Raw genomic sequence first — 14923 nt, forward strand, 5'->3', positions numbered from 1 at the left:
TCATGTGACCGTTCTGTCATGTGATGGGACGAATCGTCGGATTCCCGAGCCGCCCGGCCGCTGCCCGCCCGTGCGCCGCGCGCCGTCCGCCGCCGTCCCCTCCGGACCCGTCAGATGGGATGTCCCGTGGCGCGCAGGTTCCTGCCGACCCTCCTGTTGTCGTTCACCGCCCTGTTCGGGCTGCTTCCCGCGGCCCAGGCCGCGCCGTCCGCCCCGGCTCCCGGTGAACCTGCCACGGGCGAACCTGCCGCCGGCGGGTCGGCGGCCGGCGGACCGACGACCGGCCCCGCCGCGGGGGAGGAGCCGTACCCGAGCACCGAGGAGATCGCCCGCGCCCGCGCCGAGGCCGAGGGCAAGGCCTCCTCGGTCGCCGCCCTGGAGACCGCGCTCACCGCCGCCCGCACCGAACTGGACCGCGCCGGGCGCGGCGCCGAACAGGCCGTCGAGGCCTACAACGGCGCCCAGCTCACTCTCACCCGGGCCCGCGCCGACGAGGACGCCGCCGCGCGCCGCGCCGCCACCGCCGAGGGCGAGCGCTCGGCCGCCGCCGAGGACGCGGCCCGGCTCGCCGCCGAGACCTACCGCCAGGGCGTGGGCGCCGAACTGTCCGCGCTCAACGCCCTGCTCGGCGCCCACGGCCCGCGCGAAGCCCGCGACCGCGCCACCGCCGTCGGCCAGGTCAGCGAACGCACCCGGCAGATCCTGGACGCCGCCACCTCCACGGCCGCCACCGCTCGCACCGCCTCCGCCGCCGCCCGCACCGCCACCGAGGCAGCCGAGAAGGCCGCCGCCGAGGTCGGCGCGGCCCGGGCGAGGGCCGAACAGCGGCTGGCCGCCCAGCAGAGCGAGGTGGCCACCGCCGCCCGGCGCCGCGAACACCTGCTCGCCGAACTGGCCGCCGCCCGGCACACCACCGTCGAACTGGAACGCCGGCGCCGCGACGCACTGGAGGCGATCGCCGCCCGCGAGGCCGAGGCCGCCGCCCGCGCCGCCGCCGAACAGGCCGCCCGGGAGGCCGAGGCCGCCGAAGCCGCCAAGGCCGCCGCTGCCGCGCCCCCCGCCCGTCCGTGGTCCGCCGAGGACGCGGCCGCCGCCGTGGCCTTCGCCAAGTCCAAGATCGGCCTGCCGTACGTCTGGGGCGGCGAGGGCCCGGGCGGCTACGACTGCTCGGGGCTGACCATGATGGCCTGGCGCCAGGCCGGCCGGCAGCTCAACCACTTCGCCGCCGACCAGTACGCCCAGAGCACCCCGATCGGCTACCGCCAACTGCGCCCGGGCGACCTGGTCTTCTGGACGGACACCGGCCGCGCCGCGGACATCCACCACGTCGGCCTCTACATCGGCGACGACCAGATGATCGAGGCCCCCCGCGTGGGCATGCCGATCAAGCAGGCCAGCCTCTGGATCATGGGCACCCCGGACTTCTACGCCCGGCCCTGAGCCACTGTCGGTGGTCGGCGTTAGCGTGGCTGTTCGGGCCGTTCGGGCTTGTCAGGGTCGTTCTTGTCCGGGTCGTCACGAGGAGGCGCCATGATGCTGAGGGATGTTCGGTCGGAGGACGTCGAGGCGTACGTCCGGATGCGCTGCGACCCGGTGATGATGGCCGAGTTGGGCGGCCCGCTGTCCCGGGAGCAGGTGGAGGCCCGGCTGCGCAAGGACGTGGTCGAGGTGGCGGCGGACCGCTGCTGGGCCAAGATGATCGTCCCGGACGGCGCCGAGGACGGCGAGGTCGCTGGCGCGGTCATGCTCTGGCCGCAGGAGGAGGACGGCGCGGCGTACTCCGAGATCGGCTGGATGGTGCTGCCCGAGTACCAGGGGCGCGGCCTGGCCAAGACGGCCGTCCGCCGGGTGCTGGACGCCGCCGCCGCGGACGGCCGCTGGGGCGAGGTGCACGCCAACCCGGGCGCCACCAACGGCCCTTCCAACGGCATCTGTCGGGCGCTCGGCTTCCGGCTGCTCGGCGAGCGGGACCTGGACTTCGCCGGCCGCACCCTGCGCACCAACCACTGGGTCGTGCTGCCGGGGAAGCACACCGGATCGGGTGCGGAATGAGTCGGGCACGGAATTGCTCGGGTGCTGCTCCGGGGACCCCGCCGTACGGTGGCCCCATGGGCAACAGCACAGACCACGCGGCCGTCGACACCGTGAACGGGCTCCGGGTGCGGGCGGTTTCCGAGGACGAGGTGCCGGCCTGGGACCGCGCGCTGACCGTCGGCTTCCTGCGCCCGCACGTGGACAGCGCGGCGGAGGTGCGCCGCCGGCAGTGGGAGCCGGGCCGGATGCTGGCCGGCTTCGACCGCGACGACGACCGCCCGATCGCCACCTTCCGCAGCTACGACGCCGAACTGACCGTCCCCGGCGGGGCCGTCATCACCGCCGACGCCGTCACCCACGTCACGGTCAGCTCCACCCACCGCCGCCGGGGCCTGCTCAGCACGATGATGCGCCGGGACCTCATGGCCGCCGCCGGGCGCGGTACGGCGGTCGCCATCCTGATCGCCGCCGAGTACAACATCTACGGCCGGTTCGGCTTCGGCCCGGCCACCCGGGGCGCCGGCTGGCGCGTCGACCTGCGCCGGACCCGGGGCCTGCGCGAGGGACTGCCGGGCGTCCCCGGCGGCCGGATCGACTTCGTGACCATGGCCGAGGCGCGCGAGCTGGGGCCCGCCCTGCACGAGCGCTGGCGACGTACCCAGCCGGGCGCGATCGACCGCGACGAGTTGTGGTGGCAGCGCAACACCGGCGAGGTGCGGGTGCCCGGCTTCGACTTCACGGAGCCGTTCGCGGCCGTCCACCGGGACGCCGACGGCGCGGTCACCGGTCTGGTGGCCTACCGGGTCGACGACAAGTGGGACGGCGCCTACCCCGACTGCACGCTCACCGTCGAGGAGTTCATCGCCCTCGACCTGCCCACCAAGGTCGAGCTGTGGCGCTTCCTGATGTCCGTCGACTGGGTGGCCAGGATCGTCGTGGCCAACGCCTCCTCGGACGACCCGCTGCCGCTGCTGCTCCAGAACCCTCGCGCGGCCACCCCGCAGGACGAGAACGCCGACTTCATGTGGCTGCGCGTGCTGGACGTCGAGGCGGCGTTCGGCGCCCGGACGTACGGCGCCCCCGGCCGGGTGGTGCTGGAGGTCGAGGACAAGCTCGGCTTCGCGTCCGGCCGTTGGGCGATCGAGGTCGCCCCGGACGGCACCGGGACCTGCACCCGCACCACCGACGAGGCCGACCTCGTCCTCGGGGCCCCGGAGTTGGGCTCGCTCTACCTCGGCGGGGAGAGCGCCCCTCGGCTGGCCGCCGCCGGGCTGCTCACCGAACTGCGCCCGGGCGCGGCCGCCGCCGCGGACCTGCTGCTGCGCACCCCGCTGCGGCCCTGGAACCCGGACATGTTCTGAGCCGGCCGGATCGGCAGGATGTGGGAAGGGCCGGCCCTCCGTGGCGGAGGACCGGCCCTTCCTCGTCTCCGAGTCTCCGATTCGTTTCCGGTTCGCCGTCGACTCGTCTTCGATTCGCTTGCGGTGGGCGCTACTTGACGGCCGTCTTGCCTATGGTGGGCAGGATGAAGTCCTGGATCAGGCCCTTGGCGTCGCGCACGATCGGGCGGAACACCCGGTAGCGCGACAGGTTGATCACCCGGGCCGTCAGCGGCGTCGAGCGCCGGACGAACTCCCTGGTCCGCTCGGTGTCCGGGGTGCGGTCGAAGACCCAGTAGAGCACCACGATCATCAGGTACAGCCAGAGCACGTCGGGCAGCAGCTCGACCAGTTCGGCGTCCAGCTTCGGCGCCAGCTCCGAGCCCTGCAGGACCTCGCGGAACAGCTCGACGGCCGTCGCCCGGGCCGGGTGGGACTCGTTGGAGAACGGGCTGAGCGAGCTGGTCGGGTCGGCCGCGGTGCGGAAGAACTGCGCGGAGAACTCGTGGTACGGCGCGGCCGTGTCCAGCCAGGAGTCCAGCGCGATCCTCAACCGCTCGGAGAAGTCCCGGGTGTGCGCCATGCGCCGCCTGGCGTCGGCCGCGTGGTCGTAGGTCATCCGGTCGTAGAACCCCTGGATCAGGAATTCCTTGGCCGAGAAGTAGTAGTAGGCGTTGCCCACCGAGACGCCAGCCTCGGTGGCGATCGCGCGCATGGTGGTCTTCTCGTAGCCCCGCTCCTGGAACAGCCGCATGGCCGTCTCCAGGATCAGCGCCCGGGTCGCCTCGCTCTTGTCGGTCTTCGGCCGAGCCCGGCCGCCGGGCAGGGGCCCGCCTTCGGCGCCGGCCACGGCCTCGGTGCCGGGCCCGCCTTCCGTGCCGGGTACGGCCCCGGCGCCGGGTGCGGCCGAATCCTCGGCCGTACCGTTCTCGTCGTCCGTTCGGTTCGTCGCTGCCAGGTCGTCCACGGGGACGAGCCTAGCCGGAGACCAGGTTCCAGCCGGTGTCGGTGTTGTCGGTGTTCATGGCACCGGATGCCCCCTCCGCATCCGGTGCCACGAACGCCGTCCCCCGTGATTCGAACACGTTCAAAAACTTGGTGAAACTGTAGGCGCTTCGGTTGAACATGTTCAACTCCATTTCTGTGGGAGGCTTGTCACATGATCAGTTCAGGGCAGACCGTCATTCGGCCCGGCGAGGTGCAGGACGCCGAGTCCATCGCCGAACTGCACGCCCACAGCTGGCGCACCACCTACCGCGGGATCGTCCCGGAGGAGGCGCTGGGCGACGGGATGGTCGCCCAGCGGCGCGAGCTGTGGAAACTGCGGCTGGACGCCGACTACGGCGAGCCGGAGAACACGCCCCGGCTGCTGATCGCCGAACGGGCCGGAGAAACGGTCGGGTTCGTCTACCTCGTCCCGCAGCCGGACGGCCGGGTCCTGGTCGACAACCTGCACGTACGTCCCGGCCTGACCGGCGGCGGCATCGGCCGGGACCTGCTGGCCGCGGCCCGGGCCCACGTCGCAGAGCGGCATCCCGGAGCCGAGCTGTTCCTGGAGGTACTGCGCGACAACACCCGCGCGATCGCCTTCTACGAGCGCGAGGGCGCGGTACGGGTCCGCGCGCAGGAGGGTGTCTTCCCGGGCGGGTTCGTGCTGCCCGAGTACGTGTACGCCTGGCCGGGGCGCACGGAGCAGTAGGCCGGATCGGGGTCGTGGACCGGATCGGGGTCGCCGGCCGGACCGGGGTCGTCGGCCGGACCGGAGTCACAGGCCGGAGTGGGGTCGAAGGAGGTCAGTCGAAGTCGTAGACGGTCACCGGCACACCGCGCGCCGCCAGCCGGGCGGTGACCAGCGGCTCGACCTTCTCCCAGCGCCCGCCCGCCAGTCCGCAGCCGATCCGCGGCATGTGGACGGAGGCGCCGAGTTCCAGCGCGCGGCTGCCCAGCGCGGCCAGCCCGGTGTCGATCGCCTCGTACCGCACCGGCACCCCCGTGGAGCGCCCTGTCCGGATGCCGCGCTGGCCGACCAGATTGGCCACCCAGACGTACGGCTCGACCTGCACCAACTGCAGGCCGCCGAGGCCGAAGTCGTTCTTCGCCCGCTCCCGGTGCCAGCGTTTGTATGCGGCTTCGGGCTCGGGCCAGCGTCTGGAGAGCGCGAGCACGAAGCCCTTGCCCCAGCCGCCGAGGTCGTTGCAGACGTGCGCGATCACCTTCACGCCCTTGCCCTGGGGCGTGGTGGCATCGCCTCGGACGTAGGTGATTTCCGCCATGACTCGAAGTTAGACGGAGGCACTGACAACGCGCTCGGGATTTTCGCCCGCCGTCTCCGGCGCGGATTCCCCGGCTGTGGATCGCCTCCGCGTCCGCAGGTGCCGCCGTCCGGCCAGCGCGATCAGCAGCGCGAGCGCGGCGGCCGAGGCCGGCAGGGCGTACCCGGTGCCGGGGGCGGCGTGCTCGGCGACCGTCCCGGCGAGCGCCGCGCCGGTCGAGATGCCGACCACGATGCCGGACACCGCCATCGCCATGCCCTCGTTGAACTGCCGCTGCGGCAGCAGCTCCTGGACCAGCGTCATCCCGATCACCATGGTCGGCGCGGTGGCCGTGCCGGCCGCGAACAGGGCCATCCCGAGCAGGACGAGCCCGGCCCCGCCCAGCCCGGCGGCGAGCGGCAGCAGCAGCACCGCGGCCATCGCCGAGACCCCGGCGAGGAAGCGCGCGCCCGGTGTCCGACGCGGCGTCAGCAGCCCGAACAGCAGCCCCGCCACGCAGGATCCGGCCGCGACCAGGCCCAGCAGCACACCTGCCGCCGCCTTGTGCCCGAGCGCGTCGGCGTACGCCACGGTGGTGATCTCGGTCGCGCCGAAGACCATGCCGGTCGCGAGGAAGGTCAGCACCAGCACCCGCAGCCCGGGCACCCGCAGCGGGGAACCGTGCGGACGCCCGGAGGTCCGCCCCGGTGCCGGGGACGGGGAGGCGGAAGGAACGGGCGGCAACGGCGGTTCGGTGCGCCGCTGCGCGGCGAACAGCAGGGCGCCGGTGGTGCCGAGCGTGCCGGCGGTGACCAGCCCGGCCTCCGGGGCGAGCGTGGTGCAGAGCAGCATGGCGAGCACCGGCCCGGTCATGAAGCAGAGTTCGTCCAGCGCCTGCTCGAAGGAGTTGGCCAGGTGCCGGGCGGCCGGGTCGTCCCGGTACAGGTGCGCCCAACGGGAGCGGGCCATGCCGCCGAGGTTGGGCGCGGCGGCGCAGGCCGCGTTGCAGAGGTACAGCGTCCAGTCCGGGGCGCCGAAGCGGACGCAGAGCAGCAGTGCGGCGAGCGGGACGGCGTTGTACAGCGCGGCCGGCACCGTCACCCGGGCCTGCCCGTAGCGGTCCACCAGCCGGCCGATCAGCGGCATCCCGATCGCGCCGGTGACCAGCCCGGCCGCCGAGACCGTCCCGGCGAGCCCGTACGAGCCGCGCCGCTCGGAGAGCAGCACCACCAGCGAGACGCCCGTCATCGGCATCGCGAGCCGGCCGAGCAGCCCGGCCAGGGTGAAGGCGGCGGCGCCGGGGGCCGCGAACAGCCGACGGTAGGAGGCGAGGAGGGCAGGCGCGGGCATCGGGCTCCTGAACGCAGGAAGAAGGGGGATGTCCCACAGCCTCGCCGCCCCGCCGGGCACCGTCCAACACCTGTTCCGCCGCATTCACAACACGCTGTTGTCAATTGCGTTGTCGATCCGCGTTGTTAATCTGCCGCCCATGCCCCGTGACCTGCACCCCCGCCTGCTCCGCGGCTTCGTCGCGACCGCCGAGACCCTGCACTTCGGCCGGGCCGCCGAACGGCTGCACATCGCCCAGCAGGCGCTCAGCCGGGACGTCCGGGCCCTGGAGAGGCTGCTCGGCGAGGCGCTGTTCACCCGCACCACCCGCAGTGTCGGCCTCACCCCGGCCGGGCAGCGGCTGCTGCCCCGGGTCCGCCGACTCCTCGCCCTGCACGACGAGATCCTTGCCGAGGCCGCGGCCGGCGCGGCCTCCCGGCCGCTGCTGCTCGACCTCAACAGCGACGTCACCGGCCCGGACCTCACCGCCGACCGGGTGCTCGAACGGGCCCGCGCGGCCTGGCCGGAGGGCGAGCTGCTGGCCCGCTTCCACGGCGGTCTGGCCGCGGCCGCCGTCGAACTGCTGGCCCACCGGCTGGACGCCTCCTTCGGCCGCTTCGCCGGGCTGCCCGCGCCTGTGCGTGGCCAACTCGTCCAGCTGCCGGTGCGGTTGGAGCAGATGTCGGTGATGATGGCGGACACCCACCCGCTGGCCGGCCGCCCGGCGCTGCGCCTGGCCGAACTCGTCGGGCACCCCGTCGACATCTGCGCGGGCAACCCGGCCACCACCGAGTGGGCCGACCTCGGTGCCCGGCTGCTGCGCGAGCACGGCCTGACGGCGGCGGACCCGTACGTCCCGCCGGTGGGCGTGGACGAGACGGCCCGCTACCTCGCCCGGCACGGCGACCCGATGCTGACCACGGTCGGCGGGCCGAGGATTCCGGGCACGGTGAACCTGCCGCTGGTGGAGCCGGTGCCGCTGAGCCTGGTCAGCCTGGTGCACCGGCCCGGCGAACGGCACCCGGGGCTGCGCGCGCTGGCCGACGCGGCGGGTGTGCTGGGCGCGGCCGAGGGCTGGCTGCGCCGCCCGCCGGGCAGTTGGCTGCCGGAGGCCGATGCGGCGCTGCTCCCGACGGGGGTGCGCCCGGCGGGCACGGCGGCGTAGCGGGAGCGGGTTGAACGAAACCGCCCCTGCCCCGGGGGGATGGGCAGGAGCGGTGCTCGTGGGGGCGGGCCGGGCCCGCCCGGCGGGCTGCCGGGTCAGGCGGCCTTGACGGCGGAGATGTCGAAGCTGAGCTTGACCTTCTCGCCGATCAGCACGCCGCCGGTCTCCAGCGACGCGTTGTAGGTCAGGCCGAAGGCGGTGCGGTCGACGACCGTGCTGCCCTCGAAGCCGACCCGCTCGGCGCCGTAGGCGTCGGTGGCGCTGCCGGTGTACTCCAGGTCCAGGACGACCGGGCGGGTGGTGTCCTTGATGGTGAGCTCGCCGGTCATCCGGTAGGTGTCGTCGCCGAGCTGCTCGGTGGAAGTGCTGCGGAAGCGGATCTCCGGGTAGCTGTCCGCGGCGAAGAAGTCGCCGGTGCGCAGGTGCTCGTCGCGCTGGGCCTGGTTGGTGTCGATGCTCGCGACCTTGATCACCAGCTCGGCCGAGGAGTTGTGCGGCGTGGTGCCGTCCAGGTGCAGCTTGCCGTCGTACTCGGTGAAGCGGCCCTTGACGTTCGTCACCATCGCGTGGCGGACCGAGAAGCCGATCTCGCTGTGCATGGCGTCGATCGTCCAGTCGCCGGTCAGGTGCGACAGGTCCGGGCCGGCCGGGGTCTGGACGGCGACGGCGGTGGCGGTCTCGGTGGTGGTCTTGGTGCGGTTGAACAGGCCCATGGCTCCTCCTCGGGTCCAAAGCCATTTGTTTAGGCTTCAACTTCTGGGCTCCAGCGTACGACGCTGTCGTTCAAATTTCAACCACGAACTTCGGGCGTTTCTTCCGCATTCGCCCGATTGCCTCGCCGGCCGGGCCCGACGGCTGGGGCAGCTTGGTCCGACGGCTGGGGCAGCTTGGTCCGACGGCCGGGGCAGGCTGGGCCCCGCAGCCCGGCCCGCTCGGCCCGACGGCCGCTGTCAGACCTCCCGGCTAGGCTGCGAAGGACCGTCGTCACCCGCCCGGAAGGCCCCCGATGTTCGTCCTGCACGCGCTCTGGCGGGCGGACGGGCAGCTGGCGCTCTGGGCCGAGGACGCCCGCGCCCACCCCGGCGCAGCCGGGCCGCAGCCCGACCGCCCCGCCCCGCGCGCCCACCCCTACGCCTGCCCGGCCGCAGAGCTGGCCGCGGTGCTCGGCGGCATCGGCCCCGGCCTCGGCTGGCTCGCCGGGCAGGCCCCTGAGCGCTGGGCCACCCTGCTGCTGCCCACCGTCGGCGCCGCCCCCGCGCCCTCGCCCGACCTGCCGGTCACCCCGCCGCGCGGCGGCGCCGTGCTCGCCCCCTGGCGGGTGCCGGCGCTGCTCTTCGACGCCGGGGCCGCCGCCCAACTGCTCGGCGAGGTCTTCGACCCGCAGTGGGCCGTCACCGGCACCGACCTGCCCGGCACCGGGCGGGTCGAGGTCGTCCACGGCCCCTCGCTGCGCTGGCTCACCGGGGTGCACGACCTCGCCTGGCGGACCGTCGGGCGCGGCCGGGTGCTGCCGGTGCCGGTCCTGGCCGACGCCCGCCCGCAGGCCCGCTGGCGGCCCGATCCGACGCCGGCCGGCCGCCGCGAGGCCGCCGCCCTGGCCGCAGGCTGCCCGCCCGTCCTGCTCGGGGAGTGGCCGCACGGCGCCGGCACCGGGGAGGCACTGCTGGACAGCGCGCTGGAGGCGCTGGTGGACGCCGAGGCCCGCGCCGCCCTCGCCCACCGGCGCTCCCCCTTCCCGGAGCCGGGCGAGACCGTCACCGAGCGGTGGCTGTACGCCCTGGCCACCCCCGACGGCGCGCTCGACGGCCTCCCGCCCGCCGACTCCGGCTCCGACGGCTCCGACGGCTCCGACGGCTCCGCAGAGTTCGCCGAGTTCGCCGAGCTGCGCCGCCGGGTCGCCGCCTGGTACGCCGCCGCCGAGCCCGCCGACCCCGCGCTGCGGCTCTGCTTCCGCCTGGTCGAGCCGCTCGGCCCCGATCCCGACGACCCCGAGGGCCGCCCCTCCGACGACGCCTGGCAGCTGGAGTTCCTGCTCCAGGCCGTGGACGAGCCGTCCCTGCTGATCCGCGCCGCCGAGCTGCACGAGGGCGGCGCCGGGTACGCCGCCCTCGCCCGCAAGACGGGCGACCCCGCCGTCGGCCCGGCCGCCGACCCCGTCGCCGTCCTGGTCGCCCAACTCGCCCGGGCCGCCCACCGCTGGCCCGACCTGGACGGGCTGCGCCACCGCTCCCGCCCGTCCGCCCTGCCGCTCGACCGGGCGGGCGCGCTGGACTTCCTGCGCACCGCCGCACCCGCCCTCGCCGAGGACGGCTTCGGCGTGCTGCTGCCCGCCTGGTGGCGCCGCCGCCCCCGGCTCGGGCTCGCCCTGCGCGCCACCACCCCGCCCGCGCCCGGCTCGCTCGCGACCACCAGCCAGGTGGACCGGGACGCCGTGGTCGCCTTCCGCTGGCAGGCCGCGCTCGGCCCGGACGGCGCACCGCTCACCGAACAGGAGCTGGCCGAACTGGCCGCCGCCAAGCAGGGGTTGGTCCGGGTCCGGGGTGCCTGGCTGGAGGCCGACCCGGCGCAGATCGCCGCCGCGCTCGCCTTCCTCGCCGACCGGCGCGACGGCGTCCTGGCCGCCGCCGACCTGCTGCGGCTCGCCCTCGACCCGCAGGCCACGGTCGCCGGGCTGCCCGTCACCTCGGTCCGCGCGGACGGCCCCCTCGGCGACCTGCTCGCCGGGCGCGCCGACGCCGCCCCCGCCCCGGTGCTGCCCCCGGACTTCCGGGCCGTGCTGCGCCCGTACCAGGAGCGCGGGCTGGCCTGGCTGCGGACGATGTCCGGGCTCGGCCTCGGCGCCGTCCTGGCCGACGACATGGGCCTCGGCAAGACCGTCCAGACCCTCGCCCTACTGGCCGCCGAACAGGCCGAGGCCGCCGGGAGGACCGCGCAGGCCGATACCGCCGAGGGCGCCCCCGGCCCGACCCTCCTGGTCTGCCCGATGTCCCTGGTCGGCAACTGGCAGCGCGAGGCCGAGCGCTTCGCCCCCGCCCTGCGGCGCTACGTCCACCACGGCTCCGGCCGCCTCGGCGCCGATCGACTCGCCGAAGCCGTACGGGGAGCGGACCTGGTCATCACCACCTACGGGCTGGTCCAGCGCGACCTCACCGCCCTGCGCACGATCCGCTGGCGCCGGGTGGTCGCCGACGAGGCCCAGCACATCAAGAACACCGGCACCGCGCAGTCCCGGGCGATCCGCGCCCTGCCCGTCACCCGCCACCGGATCGCGCTGACCGGCACCCCGGTGGAGAACCGGCTCTCCGAACTGCACGCCGTCCTGGACTTCGCCAACCCCGGCCTGCTCGGCCCGGCCGAACGCTTCAAGGAGCGCTACGCCATCCCGGTCGAACTGCACCGCAGCCCCGAGCGCACCGCCGAACTCCGGCGCCGCACCGCGCCGTTCGTGCTGCGCCGGCTCAAGTCCGACCCGGTGGTGGCCGCCGAGCTGCCCGCCAAGCAGGAGATGACCGTCTGGTGCAACCTCACCGCCGAACAGGCCGGCCTCTACCAGGCGGTGGTCGCCGACCTGCTGCGGCGGGTCGAGGGGATCAAGGGGGTGGAGCGGCGCGGCACGGTGCTGGCCGCGATCGGCAAGCTCAAGCAGGTCTGCAACCACCCGGCCCAACTGCTGCACGACGGCTCGGCGTTGGGGGAGCGCTCGGGCAAGGTCGCCCGGCTGGCCGAGCTGCTGGAGGAGGCGCTGGCCGAGGGGGATCGCACGCTGGTCTTCACCCAGTACGCCGAGTTCGGCACGATGCTCCGCCCGTACCTGGAGCGCCGGCTCGGCGAGGACGTGCTCTACCTGCACGGCGGCCTGTCCCGGGCGCGCCGCGAGGAGCTGGTCGAACGCTTCCAAAGCCCGGACGGCCCAAGAGTGTTCCTGCTCTCGCTGCGGGCCGGCGGCACCGGCCTCAACCTGACCGCCGCCAACCAGGTGATCCACCTGGACCGCTGGTGGAACCCCGCGGTCGAGGAGCAGGCCACCGACCGCGCCTTCCGGATCGGCCAGCGCAGGGACGTCCAGGTCCGCCGACTGGTCTGCGTCGGCACTGTCGAGGAGCGCATCGACGAACTCCTCGCCGCCAAGCGCTCCTTGGCCGAGACGGTGGTGGGGGAGGGCGAGCACTGGCTCACCGACCTCCCGCTGGGGGCGCTGCGCGAACTGGTCGCCCTCACCCGGGAGGACGCCGTTGCGGAGGAGGACGCGTGACCGAGCAGCCGACCCCCATGGTCAACGTCGCCGCCTACTGGCGCGGCGACTTCAGCCTGCGCCCCGCCCCGCCGGCAGGCGAGCCGCCCGAGCCGGACGAACCCTCGCTGCGCCGCCTCGGCCGCTCCGGCATCACCGTCCACGGCCGCGATCTGGCCACCCTCCTCGCCCCCGCGTACGAGGCCTTCCGCAGCTGAGGGGGCGCCACGGCCGTGGGGTAGCGTCCGAGGGTGACCGACACCCACGACACCCGGGCCACCGGCGACCGGCCGATCACTGACCGGCCGGCCGACGACCGGCCGACCGCGACCCGGCCGGCCGCCGACCGTCCGATCGCCGACCGGGCGGCCGACACCGAGCCGACCGCGACCCGGCTGGCCGACTTCGAGCAGCACCGGCGGATGGTCTTCGGCATCGCCTACCGGATGCTCGGCAGCGTCGCCGACGCCGAGGACCTGGTCCAGGACACCTGGCTGCGCTGGAGCGGGGTCGCCGGCCCGGTCGCCAGCCCCGGCGGCTTCCTGGCCCGTACGGTCACCAACCTCGCCCTCAACCGGCTTGACTCGGCCGCCGTCCGCCGCGAGTCCTACGTCGGCCCGTGGCTGCCCGAGCCGCTGGTCGCCGAGCCGGACGCGGCCGAGGGCGTCGAGCGCGCCGAGACCGTCTCGCTCGCGCTGCTGGTGGTGCTGGAGAGCCTGTCCCCGCTGGAGCGGGCGGTGTTCGTCCTCAAGGAGGCCTTCGGCTTCTCCTACCAGGAGATCGCCGAGGCCCTGGGCCGCACCGAGGCCGCCTGCCGCCAGGTCGGCAGCCGGGCCAGGGCGCACGTGCGCGCCCGCCGCCCCCGCTACGACGCCCCGCCCGAGCTGCGCCGCCGGGCCACCGACGAGTTCCTGGCGGCCTGCGTCGGCGGCGACCTCAACCGGATGCTCGAACTGCTCGCCCCGTCCGTCACCACCTGGAGCGACGGCGGCGGAGTGATCAGCGCCGCACGGCGCCCGGTCACCGGCGCCGTGAACGTGGCCCGCTTCATCCTCGGCGTGCTCCGCCGGCGGGGCGAGGGCGCCGCCGCCCACCCGGTCCTGGTCAACGGCGAGCCCGGCGTGCTGGTCACCGTGGACGGCGCGGTCGACTCCGTCTCGGTGCTCGACTTCGTGGAGGGCCCGAACGGCACGCTCCTGATCTCCGCGATCCGCGCCATCCGCAACCCGCAGAAGCTCACCCACCTCACCGCCCCCGCCGACCCCAGCACCCCCGCCGACCCCGCCGGCCCCGGCGGCGGTGCCGACCGGGCTTGACCCTCGACCAGGTCGAGCCCGCAGAGTCACCGGCATGGAGAGCGAGCTGCACAGCATCGGCGAGCTGGCCCGCGCCAGCGGCCTCGGCGTCGGCACCCTGCGCTACTACGACGGCGCCGAGGTGCTCGCCCCCGCCTGGGTCGACCCGCAGACCGGCTACCGCTGGTACCGCCCCGACCAGCTCGCCGACGCCCGACTGCTGGCCCGGCTGCGCCGGGTCGGCCTGCCGCTGGCCGGCATCCGCGCCGTGCTCGGCGCCGCGCCCGGCAGCGGCGAAGCCCGCCGGGTGCTCGACGCGCACCTGCACCGGCTGGAGGACGGCCTCGCCGACGCCCGTCGTGAGCTCTCCCTGATCCACGCGCTGATCGACCAGAGGGAGCAACCGATGTCCACCACCCCCGCCGACGTGCGCCGCACCGTCCCCACCGAGGAGCTGGCCGCCGCCCTGGACGCGGTCCGCTTCGCGGTCTGCGGCGACCCGGAGCTGCCCTCCCTCGCCGGAGTGCTGTTCGAGCCGGACGGCGCGGTGCTGCGCCTGGTCGCCACCGACCGCTACCGGATGGCCCTCGCCGAGGTCCCCGCCTCCGAGGCGCCCGCCTCCGAGCCGGCGACCCCCGCCGCGCCGGCCTGCGGCGTCATCGTCCCCACCCCCCTGGTGGACGCCGTCCGCGCCCTGCTCGGCGCGGGTCCGGCCGAGGCCAGGCTCACCCTCGGCGGCGGCCTGTTCCGCTGCGAGATCGGCGACCACCGGATCGAAGGTGCCGCACTGGACTTCGACTACCCCGACCACCGGGCCCTCACCAGGCTCGAACCACAGCACCGGATCACCCTCGCCGCCGCCGACCTCCGCGCCGCCGTCGAGACCGGCGCCACCCGCACCCTGCCCTCCGGCCCGCACGGCACCGACTGCGAGGTCACCGTCCTCACCCTCACCGAGGACGGCCGACTGACCGTCGCCGCCGACCCGGCCCCCGAGGACGGCCGACTGACCGTCGCCGCCGACCCGGCCCCCGAGGACTTCCGACTGGCCGTCAACCGGGACTTCCTGCTCGACGCCCTCGACGCCGGCCGCCCCGACCGGTCCGACCAGCCCGGCCAGCTCCTGCTCGAACTCGGCGGTCCCATCGCCCCATTGGCCATCCGCACCCCCGGCCGCGCCGGCACCTTCTCCGTCCTGATGCCCATCCGCCTTCCGTAGAGCCCGCCTTCGGGCCTGC

14 protein-coding genes are annotated in these 14923 nt (G+C 74.9%); 9 read left to right on the forward strand and 5 right to left on the reverse strand.

All coding sequences use genetic code 11. The annotated features are described in order from the left end of the window. The first annotated feature begins 126 nt into the window (after window positions 1-126). From CRP52_RS40515 to CRP52_RS17675, 3 genes are all read left to right on the forward strand, one after another. Window positions 127-1440 (forward strand): C40 family peptidase, encoded by a 1314-nt coding sequence (locus tag CRP52_RS40515; RefSeq protein ID WP_097237299.1) that lies wholly within the window; start codon window positions 127-129, stop codon window positions 1438-1440. Window positions 1441-1530: 90 nt separating this feature from the next. Continuing rightward, a complete protein-coding gene (locus CRP52_RS17670) occupies window positions 1531-2052 on the forward strand; it encodes a GNAT family N-acetyltransferase (protein ID WP_097237300.1) in 522 nt (173 codons plus the stop codon). A 56-nt stretch (window positions 2053-2108) separates the two neighbouring features. Then, window positions 2109-3395 carry a GNAT family N-acetyltransferase gene (locus CRP52_RS17675; protein WP_097237301.1) on the forward strand — a complete coding sequence of 429 codons (1287 nt, stop codon included), beginning with the start codon at window positions 2109-2111 and terminating at the stop codon, window positions 3393-3395. Window positions 3396-3525: 130 nt separating this feature from the next. Here CRP52_RS17675 and CRP52_RS17680 read toward each other — a convergent pair whose 3' ends face one another. Together CRP52_RS17680 and CRP52_RS38320 are read right to left on the reverse strand one after the other, a co-directional pair. After that, window positions 3526-4380, reverse strand: coding sequence for a TetR/AcrR family transcriptional regulator (locus CRP52_RS17680; RefSeq protein ID WP_257032543.1), 855 nt, complete (start codon window positions 4378-4380; stop codon window positions 3526-3528). 10 nt (window positions 4381-4390) lie between these two features. Further along, window positions 4391-4540 (reverse strand): hypothetical protein, encoded by a 150-nt coding sequence (locus CRP52_RS38320; RefSeq protein ID WP_179852834.1) that lies wholly within the window; start codon window positions 4538-4540, stop codon window positions 4391-4393. Between the two features lie 32 nt (window positions 4541-4572). Here CRP52_RS38320 and CRP52_RS17685 point away from each other — a divergent pair, with 32 nt between their 5' ends. Continuing rightward, window positions 4573-5112 (forward strand): GNAT family N-acetyltransferase, encoded by a 540-nt coding sequence (locus CRP52_RS17685; RefSeq protein ID WP_097237302.1) that lies wholly within the window; start codon window positions 4573-4575, stop codon window positions 5110-5112. Window positions 5113-5206: 94 nt separating this feature from the next. On the opposite strand, the gene CRP52_RS17690 is transcribed toward CRP52_RS17685, so the two are convergent. Together CRP52_RS17690 and CRP52_RS17695 are read right to left on the reverse strand one after the other, a co-directional pair. Further along, window positions 5207-5686 carry a macro domain-containing protein gene (locus CRP52_RS17690; protein ID WP_097237303.1) on the reverse strand — a complete coding sequence of 160 codons (480 nt, stop codon included), beginning with the start codon at window positions 5684-5686 and terminating at the stop codon, window positions 5207-5209. Between the two features lie 9 nt (window positions 5687-5695). Next, on the reverse strand, window positions 5696-7015 hold the full coding sequence (locus CRP52_RS17695; protein WP_097237304.1) for an MFS transporter: 1320 nt from the start codon (window positions 7013-7015) through the stop codon (window positions 5696-5698). 139 nt (window positions 7016-7154) lie between these two features. Here CRP52_RS17695 and CRP52_RS17700 point away from each other — a divergent pair, with 139 nt between their 5' ends. Beyond that, window positions 7155-8159 (forward strand): LysR family transcriptional regulator, encoded by a 1005-nt coding sequence (locus CRP52_RS17700; protein WP_097237305.1) that lies wholly within the window; start codon window positions 7155-7157, stop codon window positions 8157-8159. A 95-nt stretch (window positions 8160-8254) separates the two neighbouring features. Here the strand turns inward: CRP52_RS17700 and CRP52_RS17705 are convergent, their stop codons facing one another. Continuing rightward, entirely contained in the window at window positions 8255-8872 is a 618-nt protein-coding gene (locus CRP52_RS17705; RefSeq protein ID WP_097237306.1) for a YceI family protein, read from the reverse strand. Between the two features lie 293 nt (window positions 8873-9165). On the opposite strand from CRP52_RS17705, the gene CRP52_RS17710 reads away from it, so the two are divergent. Genes CRP52_RS17710 through CRP52_RS17725 form a run of 4 tightly spaced genes read left to right on the forward strand, consistent with a single transcriptional unit; the run spans window position 9166 to window position 14904 of the window. Continuing rightward, window positions 9166-12411: a DEAD/DEAH box helicase gene (locus CRP52_RS17710; RefSeq protein WP_097237307.1), complete on the forward strand. Its 3246-nt coding sequence runs from the start codon at window positions 9166-9168 to the stop codon at window positions 12409-12411. Continuing rightward, complete coding sequence (locus tag CRP52_RS17715) at window positions 12408-12608, forward strand: hypothetical protein (protein ID WP_097237308.1); 201 nt, start codon at window positions 12408-12410, stop codon at window positions 12606-12608. Before CRP52_RS17710 ends, CRP52_RS17715 begins: the two co-directional genes overlap by 4 nt. A gap of 33 nt (window positions 12609-12641) precedes the next feature. After that, on the forward strand, window positions 12642-13706 hold the full coding sequence (locus CRP52_RS17720) for an RNA polymerase sigma-70 factor (protein ID WP_373560502.1): 1065 nt from the start codon (window positions 12642-12644) through the stop codon (window positions 13704-13706). 34 nt (window positions 13707-13740) lie between these two features. Then, complete coding sequence (locus CRP52_RS17725) at window positions 13741-14904, forward strand: MerR family transcriptional regulator (RefSeq protein ID WP_097237309.1); 1164 nt, start codon at window positions 13741-13743, stop codon at window positions 14902-14904. Window positions 14905-14923 lie beyond the last annotated feature (19 nt).

This window comes from Streptomyces sp. 1331.2, from assembly GCF_900199205.1.
In the GTDB taxonomy this organism is placed as follows: domain Bacteria; phylum Actinomycetota; class Actinomycetes; order Streptomycetales; family Streptomycetaceae; genus Kitasatospora.